This is a genomic window from Streptomyces sudanensis, assembly GCF_023614315.1.
Taxonomy (GTDB): domain Bacteria; phylum Actinomycetota; class Actinomycetes; order Streptomycetales; family Streptomycetaceae; genus Streptomyces; species Streptomyces sudanensis.
Map to the genome: position 1 here is coordinate 2,358,652 of NZ_CP095474.1, position 8,415 is coordinate 2,367,066.

Genomic DNA, 8,415 nt, shown 5'->3' on the forward strand with positions numbered 1-8,415 from the left:
TCGGAGATGTGACTAAGAGGGCCCTCCCGGTGGGGCGGGTGGTCAGGGGCCTTCCGCGAGGGTGTGGGCGACCAGGGCGTTCGCGTGGCCGTGGCCGAGGCCGTGCTCGGTCTTGAGCCAGGCGACGAGCTCCATGTGCCGGGTGAGCGGGGAGGCGCGGATGAGGTCACTCCACTCCGCGACGGGGCGCCCGTACTTCTTCTCGATCGACGGGAAGTAGCTCGCGGGGCCCTTCGCCCGTGCCTGCTGTGCCATCTCCGGTCCTTCCGCCGACGAGTGCGTGCTGCCGGATGGGTCGACCGGGCGCCGCCCCCGAACTCGTCGGGGACGGCGCGTGACGCGCGTCACGTCCGTACCGGCCGTCCGGTCGACCGGGCGCCGCTCAGCCGGCGACGGGGACGCCCGCGCGCCACACCCGGGTGACCAGCGGGACGCCCGGGCGGTAGGCCAGGTGGACGTGGGACGGGGCGTCCAGGACCGCCAGGTCGGCGCGGGCGCCGGGGACCAGGCGGCCGACGTCGGTGCGGCGGAGGGCCGCCGCGCCGCCCGCCGTCGCGGACCACACCGCCTCGTCGGGGGTCATGCCCATGTCCCGTACCGCCAGGGCGACGCAGAACGGCATCGACGAGGTGAACGACGAGCCGGGGTTGCAGTCCGTGGACAGCGCCACCGTCACGCCCGCGTCCAGCAGGCGGCGCGCGTCGGGCCACTGCGCGCGGGTGGAGAACTCGGCGCCGGGCAGCAGCGTCGCGACGGTCGAGCCGTTGGCGAGGGCGTCCACGTCCTCGTCCGTCAGGTGGGTGCAGTGGTCGGCGCTCGCCGCGTCCAGCTCCACCGCCAGTCGCACGCCGGGGCCGTACGACAGCTGGTTGGCGTGGATGCGCGCGTGCAGGCCGCGGGCCTTGCCCGCGGTGAGGATGGCGCGGGCCTGGTCGCCGTCGAAGGCGCCCTTCTCGCAGAACACGTCGATCCAGCGGGCGTGCGGCGCGCACGCGTCGAGCATCTCCCCCGTGACCAGGGCCACGTACCCGGCCGGGTCGTCGGCGTGGTCCCGGGGGACGACGTGCGCGCCGAGGTAGGTGACCTCGTCGGTGTGGCGGGCGGCGATGCGCAGCGCCCGCGCCTCGTCCTCGACCGTCAGGCCGTAGCCGGACTTCGTCTCGAAGGTCGTCGTGCCCTGGCGGAGCGCCTCGCGCAGGTAGCGGGTGAGGTTCGCCTCCAGTTCGGCGTCGGTCGCGGCGCGGGTCGCGGCGACCGTGGTGCGGATGCCGCCCGCCTCGTAGGGGCGGCCGGACATGCGGGCGTTGAACTCGGCGGTGCGGTCGCCGGCGAAGACGAGGTGCGAGTGGGAGTCGACGAAGCCGGGGATCACGGCCCGTCCGCCGACGTCGACGCGGTTGTCAGTGGCGGGTGCTTTGCTGGCTTCACCGATCCAGACGACGCGGTCGCCCTCCACGGCGACCGCCGCGTTCTCGATCAGTCCGAGGGGGGATCCGTCACCGAGGGAGGGGTCGTTGGTGACCAGGCCGGCGATGTTGGTGATGAGCGTGGCCGCGGTGTCCGCCGGCGCGACGGCGCTGTTCGTCGTGTCGGGGCCCGCGGTCGCGGGGGCGCTGTTCGTGGGCTCGTTGCCGCTGTTCATGGTGCGGGGGCTCTCCTTCGGCCGGATCAGTCGTGCAGGGCGGCGATCGCGTCCCGCAGCGCCCGCGGCACATCGGGTACGAGGGCGTGGACCCCGTCCCGTACGACGTGGCGGCCGCCCACGACCGTGTGGCGCACGTCCGCGGCCGACGCTGCGAATACCGCCGTCTCGGCTGCCAGACGCGGTGGCGGTCCGGCCGTCCTGACGGTGTCCAGCGCGATCGTGGTGAAGTCGGCGAGCGCGCCCGCCTCCAGGCGGCCCGCGTCGGGCCGGCCCAGCGCGGCGTGCCCGTCGGCGGTGGCCGCGCGCAGCAGCGCGGCGGCGGTCCAGTTGCCGCGGGTCCGGGTGCGCAGCCGCTCGTCCAGCTCCATCGCGCGCGCCTCCTCCAGGAGGTCGATCACGGCGTGGCTGTCGGACCCCAGGGACAGGGGGCTGCCCGCCCGCTGGAGGGCGGCGGCCGGGCCGATGCCGTCGGCGAGGTCGCGTTCGGTGGTGGGGCACATGCAGGTGCCGGTGACGGACCCGCCGAGGAGGGCGATGTCCTCGTCGGTGAGGTGGGTGGCGTGGACGGCGGTCGTCCGCTCGCCGAGCACGCCCCGGTCGGCCAGCAGCCGGGTGGGGGTGCAGCCGTGCGCGGCGAGGCACGCCTCGTTCTCGGCGGGCTGCTCGGAGAGGTGGACGTGCAGGGGAGCTCCCCTGTCGTGCGCCCAGGCGGCGACGGTGGCCAGCTGGTCGGCGGGGACGGCGCGCACGGAGTGGACGGCCGCTCCGATGCGGACCGTGCCGTCACCTGCGTCCTTCAGGGCGGAGACCCGCTCGGCCCACGCGTCGGCGGTGCCGTCGGAGAAGCGCTTCTGGTGCTCGCCGGGGGGTTCCCCGAAGCCGGACGACAGGTAGGCGGTGTCGAGGAGGGTGATGCGGATGCCCGCGTCGGCGGCGGCGGCGACCAGCGCCTCGCCCATGGCGTTGGGTTCGGCGTAGGGCGTGCCGCCGGGCGCGTGGTGCAGGTAGTGGAACTCGCCGACGGCGGTGATCCCGGCGAGGGCCATCTCCGCGTACACGGCCGTCGCCAGCGCGCGGTACGTGTCGGGGGTGAGCCGGGACGCCGCCCGGTACATCGTCTCCCGCCACGTCCAGAAGGTGCCCCGCTCGGCCTGGACGTGGCCGCGCAGGGCCCGGTGGAAGGCGTGGCTGTGGGCGTTGGCCAGGCCCGGGAGCGTCAGGCCCCGCAGGGGCGTGGCGCCCGGCGGCGGGGCGGGCACGCCCGGGCGGACGGCGGTGACGCGGCCGTCCGCCGTGTCCAGGGCGACGCCGGAGGCGACCGCTTCGCCCAGCCAGGCGTGTTCCAGCCAGTACGTCGTGGTCATCGGCATGCCAGGCCCTCCAGTACGTCGGCGAGGGCGCGCACGCCGGCCGCGCAGTCGTCCTCGGCGGCGAACTCGGCCGGGGAGTGCGAGACGCCCGTGGGGTTGCGGACGAACAGCATCGCGGTCGGGACGGAGGCGGACAGGATGCCCGCGTCGTGTCCGGCGCCCGTGCCCAGGACGGGCACGGGGCGGTCGCCGCCCCGGTCGAGGATCCTGCCGAGTTCGTCGCGCAGGGCGTGGGCGAACTCGACGACCGGGGTGAACGACTCGCGTACGACGGTGAGGTCGACGCCCTGCCGGTCGGCGGCCTCCCGGGCGGCGGCCTCCACGGCCGCCGTGACGGTGTCGAGCGCCGCCTGGTCGACGGCGCGCGAGTCGAGCCAGCCGCGGACCAGGGAGGGGATGGCGTTGACGCCGTTGGGTTCGACGGCGACCTTGCCGAACGTGGCGACGGCGCCGGCCAGTTCCGCCGCGCGGCGGGCCGCCAGGACCGTCTCGGCGTACGGCAGCATCGGGTCGCGGCGGTCCACCAGGCGGGTGGTGCCGGCGTGGTTCGCCTCGCCCCGGAAGTCGTACCGCCAGCGGCCGTGCGGCCAGATCGCGGAGGCGATGCCGACGGGGTCGCCGGACAGGTCCAGGGCGCGGCCCTGCTCGACGTGGAGCTCGACGAACGCGCCGATGCGGGCGAGGCGCTCCGGGTCCGGGCCGATGGCGGCCGGGTCGTACCCGGCGGCCTCCATGGCGTCCGGCAGGCTCGTGCCGTCGCCGTCGCGCAGCGCGTACGCGGCGTCCTTCGTCAGCCGGCCGGCGGTGAGGCGGGAGCCGACGCAGGCGAGGCCGAAGCGGGCGCCCTCCTCGTCGCCGAAGTTCACGACGGCGAGGGGACGGGTGGGGGTGGCGTCCCGGCGGAGCAGTTCGTCGACGGCGGCGAAGGACGAGACGACGCCGAGGGGGCCGTCGAACGCGCCGCCGTCGGGCACGGAGTCCAGGTGGGAGCCGGTGACGACGGCGTCCGTGCCGTCCGGGTCGCCCAGCCAGGCCCACTGGTTGCCGTTGCGGTCGGTCTCGTAGGCCAGGCCCCGGGCCTCGGCCTGCTCGCGGAACCAGGCGCGGCAGTCGGCGTCGGCGCCGGTCCAGGCGTAGCGGCGGTAGCCGCCGGAGCCGGCGTCGCGGCCGATCCCGCGCAGGCCGTCCCACATCTCGTGGAAGGACGCGCCGGCGNGGNNNNGCGGCGGCGCCCCGCGGGCGGTCGTGCCCGCCCGCGGGGCGCCGGTCCGCGGCGGGGCGGACGTCCGTCACGCCTCCTCCCGCATGGGCACGCGGACGCCGCGTTCGGCGGCGACCTCGTCGGCGCGCTCGTAGCCCGCGTCCACGTGGCGGATGACGCCCATGCCGGGGTCGTTGGTGAGGACGCGGCGGATCTTCTCGCCGGCCAGCTTCGTGCCGTCCGCGACGGTGACCTGGCCGGCGTGGATGGAGCGGCCCATGCCGACGCCGCCGCCGTGGTGGAGGGAGACCCAGGACGCGCCGGAGGCGACGTTGACCATGGCGTTCAGCAGGGGCCAGTCCGCGATGGCGTCCGAGCCGTCGAGCATCGCCTCGGTCTCCCGGTACGGGGAGGCGACGGAGCCGCAGTCGAGGTGGTCGCGGCCGATGGCGAGGGGGGCTGCCAGTTCGCCGGAGGCCACCATGTCGTTGAAGCGCTCGCCGGCGCGGTCGCGCTCGCCGTAGCCGAGCCAGCAGATGCGGGCGGGCAGGCCCTGGAAGTGGACGCGCTCGCCGGCCATCTTGATCCAGCGGGCCAGCGACTCGTTCTCCGGGAACAGGTCCAGGATCGCCTTGTCGGTCCTGGCGATGTCGGACGCCTCGCCCGACAGGGCCGCCCAGCGGAAGGGGCCCTTGCCCTCGCAGAACAGCGGGCGGATGTACGCGGGGACGAAGCCGGGGAAGGCGAACGCCCGGTCGTAGCCCGCGAGCTGCGCCTCGCCGCGGATGGAGTTGCCGTAGTCGAAGACCTCCGCGCCGGAGTCCATGAAACCGACCATCGCCTCGACGTGCCGGGCCATCGACTCGCGCGCGCGGGTGGTGAACCCGGCCGGGTCCTTGGCCGCCGCGTCCGCCATGTCCTCGAAGGCGGTACCGACCGGCAGGTACGACAGCGGGTCGTGGGCCGAGGTCTGGTCGGTGACGATGTCGATGGGGGCGCCCATCGCGAGGAGCTGCGGCACCAGCTCGGCGGCGTTGCCGAGGACGCCGATGGACAGGGGGCGGCGGGCGTCGCGGGCCTCGACGGCGAGCCGGAGGGCGTGGTCGAGGGAGTCGGCCCGCGTGTCCAGGTAGCGGTGCTCGATGCGGCGGTCGATGGCGCGCGGGTCGCAGTCGACGCAGATGACGACGCCGTCGTTCATGGTGACGGCGAGCGGCTGGGCGCCGCCCATGCCGCCGAGGCCGGCGGTGAGGGTGATCGTCCCGGCCAGGGTGCCGCCGAACTTCTTGGCGGCGACGGCGGCGAACGTCTCGTACGTGCCCTGCAGGATGCCCTGGGTGCCGATGTAGATCCAGGAGCCCGCGGTCATCTGCCCGTACATGGTGAGGCCCAGGGCCTCCAGGCGGCGGAACTCCTCCCAGTTGGCCCAGTCGCCGACCAGGTTGGAGTTGGCGATCAGGACGCGCGGGGCCCACTCGTGGGTCTGCATGACGCCGACCGGGCGGCCGGACTGGACGAGCATCGTCTCGTCCTGCTTCAGGGTGCGCAGGGTGCGGACCATGGCGTCGAAGGAGCGCCAGTCGCGGGCGGCCTTCCCCGTGCCGCCGTAGACGACGAGCTTGTCGGGGTGCTCGGCGACCTCGGGGTCGAGGTTGTTCTGCAGCATCCGCAGCGCGGCCTCCTGCTGCCATCCCAGGGCGCTCAGTTCCGTACCGCGCGGGGCCCGTACGGGGCGGGGTCCTGACATGGGGGTGCCTCCTCGGATGCTCGGCCTCGCGGCCACTGGGACGACGATCACTGCTGTGAGTGAGATATTCACATCCTGCTGGACTGAATAGTTGTAGTCAACAGCTGCGTGGCCACGCGGCGGGTGTTTGGCTGGGGACATGGCTTCCGACCGTCGTGACCGGGCCGTCCGGGCGGCCGTGGAACAGGGGCTGCTCTCGCCTTCCGAACCCGTCGTCGCCCTCCTGGACACCGCCGGCGTCCGCGCCTCCGCCGCCGCGCTGCGCGCCGCGTTCGCCGCCGTCACCGGCGCGCCCGTACTGCACGCCTTCGCCGTCAAGGCGTGCCCGCTCGTCCCCGTCCTGCGCCTGCTGCACGCGGAGGGGCTGGGCGCCGAGGCCGCGAGCCCCGGCGAGCTGGCCCTGGCACGCGCGGCCGGCGTCCCGCCGCACCTGACCGTCCTCGACTCGCCCGCCAAGACCGCCGCCGAGCTGCGGGAGGCACTGGCCCTGGGCGTCGCCGTCAACGTCGACAACCCGCAGGAGCTGGCCCGCCTCGACGCCCTCGTACCGGCCGCGCCCACCCGCTCCGCCAACGGGCCGCCGCCTCTCGGCCTGCGGGTGAACGCCCAGGTCGGCGGGGGTGCGATCGGTGCCCTGTCGACCGCCACCGCCACCTCGAAGTTCGGCGTCGGCCTGCGCGACGCCGGGGTGCGCGAGTGGATCGTGCGGGCCTTCCTGGACCGCCCGTGGCTGACGCGCCTGCACACCCACTCCGGCTCCCAGGGCGTCCCGCTCGAACGCATGGCGGCCGGGGTCCGCGCCGTGTACGACCTCGCCGAGGAGATCAACGCGGCGGCCGGACGCCGGCAGGTCGACACGATCGACATCGGCGGCGGGCTGCCGGTGAACTTCGCGTCGGACGAGGAGACCCCGACGCACGGGGCCTACGCGCGGCTGCTCGCCGCCGAGGCGCCCGGGCTGTTCGACGGGCGGTACGGGCTGGTCACCGAGTTCGGCCGGTCGCTGCTGGCCCGACACGGCACGGTCCTGGCCCGCGTCGAGTACACCAAGACGGCCGGCTCCCGGCCCATCGCCGTCACCCACGCCGGCGTCCAGGTCGCCGCGCGCACCGTGTACGCCCCCGCGTCCTGGCCGCTGCGGATCCGCGCGTACGACGCGCGGGGCCGGCCCAGGGGCGGGCCGGTCGTCGACCAGGACGTGGCCGGGCCGGCGTGCTTCGCCGGCGACCTGCTGGCCGCGGCGCGGGCGCTGCCCCGGCTCGCGCCGGGCGACGTGGTGGCGGCGCTGGACACCGGCGCCTACTACTTCGCGCACCACTACGCGTACAACTCCCTGCCCCGTCCCGGGGTGTACGGCTACGCGGTCCGACCGGACGGGACGGTGCGGTTCGCCACCGTACGGCCCCCGCAGCCGCTCGCGGAGATCGTCGCGGAGGCCGGCGGGGACTTCGGGGACGCCCTGGTGCGGGAGTAGCGGCGGACCTTACCGCGCCGGAGGCATGTTCCTGTGGAAAATGCCGGAACTCCCCCTCACGGGTGAGACGTTGCGTAACCTCTCCGCTACCGAGGTCGCCGCGATCGCGCCAGGGGAGAGGAGCCCGCGTGCCCGGAATCGACGAGTGCCTGCTGGAGGCGATGGCGCTGCCCGGCGCGCGCGGCGCGGCCCTCGTCGACTGGACCAGCGGACTCGCCCTGGGCACGATCGGCGACTCCCCGGTCGGCGACCACGCGACCGGCGCCGCCGAGGCCGCCGAACTGGCCCGCGCCGCCGCCGAGTACGACTCCTTCGCCACCGGCGGGCCCGGTGACGCCGGGGAGCCGCCCGTCGAGGACCTCCTCGTCACCACCCGCACCGCCCACCACGTGCTGCGCTTCGTCACCACGAACTTCGACAGCAGCCTCTTCCTGCACGTGTGGCTCGACCGCGCCGTCGGCAACCCGGCCCTCGCCCGGTTACGCCTGCGGGACCTCGCCGAACGGCTGGTGCTGTGACGGCCGGCGGCGTCTCCCCCCTGCTGCGGCGCCTCGCCGCCGACCGGGCGACCGGCGCGCTCGTACGCGACCTCGGCACCCTCTACCTCGTCGACGGCCAGGTCGTGCACGCCGAGAGCCCCGTCGCGCCCGGCCCCGACGTCCTGCTGGCCGGGGGCGGCGGCGGTCCGGCCGCCCGGGCGCACGGCGGCCGCGCCGCGCGCATAGGCGAGGGGGAGCGCGAGCTGTGCCGGCTGGGCGCCCTGTTCGACGCGGCGTTCTTCGCGCTCGCGCCCGGCAGCGGCCCGGCCCGCTTCCGCTACGGCGACGGCCCCCGCCGCGCGGGCGCGGGCCGCCCCGTGCCGGCCGCCGCCGTGGAGCGCGAGACGCTGCGGCGCCGCGCGCTGCTCGACAGCGTCTGGCCGTACCCCTGTCTCTTATACACATCTGAGCCTCCCGACGAACCCTTACCTTTCAATTT

At 75.4% G+C, this 8,415-nt stretch carries 7 protein-coding genes and 1 pseudogene; 3 read left to right on the plus strand and 5 right to left on the minus strand.

Going from position 1 to position 8,415, the window contains the following annotated elements:
* Window positions 1-42: 42 nt before the first annotated feature.
* The 5 genes from MW084_RS10860 to hutU form a co-directional block, all read right to left on the minus strand.
* Window positions 43-255 (minus strand): DUF4287 domain-containing protein, encoded by a 213-nt coding sequence (locus MW084_RS10860; RefSeq protein WP_010472600.1) that lies wholly within the window; start codon window positions 253-255, stop codon window positions 43-45.
* Between the two features lie 127 nt (window positions 256-382).
* Window positions 383-1,642 carry an imidazolonepropionase gene (gene hutI / locus MW084_RS10865; protein WP_275563567.1) on the minus strand — a complete coding sequence of 420 codons (1,260 nt, stop codon included), beginning with the start codon at window positions 1,640-1,642 and terminating at the stop codon, window positions 383-385.
* A 26-nt stretch (window positions 1,643-1,668) separates the two neighbouring features.
* Window positions 1,669-3,015 carry a formimidoylglutamate deiminase gene (locus MW084_RS10870; RefSeq protein ID WP_010473683.1) on the minus strand — a complete coding sequence of 449 codons (1,347 nt, stop codon included), beginning with the start codon at window positions 3,013-3,015 and terminating at the stop codon, window positions 1,669-1,671.
* The coding region (locus MW084_RS10875; RefSeq protein ID WP_275563568.1) for an allantoate amidohydrolase at window positions 3,006-4,230 on the minus strand (1,225 nt) is incomplete at its 5' end. The genes MW084_RS10875 and MW084_RS10870, both read right to left, overlap by 10 nt.
* Window positions 4,231-4,304: 74 nt before the next feature.
* Complete coding sequence (gene hutU, locus MW084_RS10880) at window positions 4,305-5,963, minus strand: urocanate hydratase (protein ID WP_010473696.1); 1,659 nt, start codon at window positions 5,961-5,963, stop codon at window positions 4,305-4,307.
* A gap of 139 nt (window positions 5,964-6,102) precedes the next feature.
* Between hutU and MW084_RS10885 the strand changes: the two genes are divergently transcribed.
* The 3 genes and pseudogenes from MW084_RS10885 to MW084_RS10895 form a co-directional block, all read left to right on the plus strand.
* Window positions 6,103-7,437: a type III PLP-dependent enzyme domain-containing protein gene (locus tag MW084_RS10885; protein ID WP_010473697.1), complete on the plus strand. Its 1,335-nt coding sequence runs from the start codon at window positions 6,103-6,105 to the stop codon at window positions 7,435-7,437.
* A gap of 128 nt (window positions 7,438-7,565) precedes the next feature.
* Window positions 7,566-7,955, plus strand: coding sequence for a hypothetical protein (locus MW084_RS10890; protein WP_010473698.1), 390 nt, complete (start codon window positions 7,566-7,568; stop codon window positions 7,953-7,955).
* Window positions 7,952-8,415: pseudogene (locus MW084_RS10895) on the plus strand (transcriptional regulator); the annotation flags it as partial. The gene MW084_RS10890 and the pseudogene MW084_RS10895, both read left to right, overlap by 4 nt.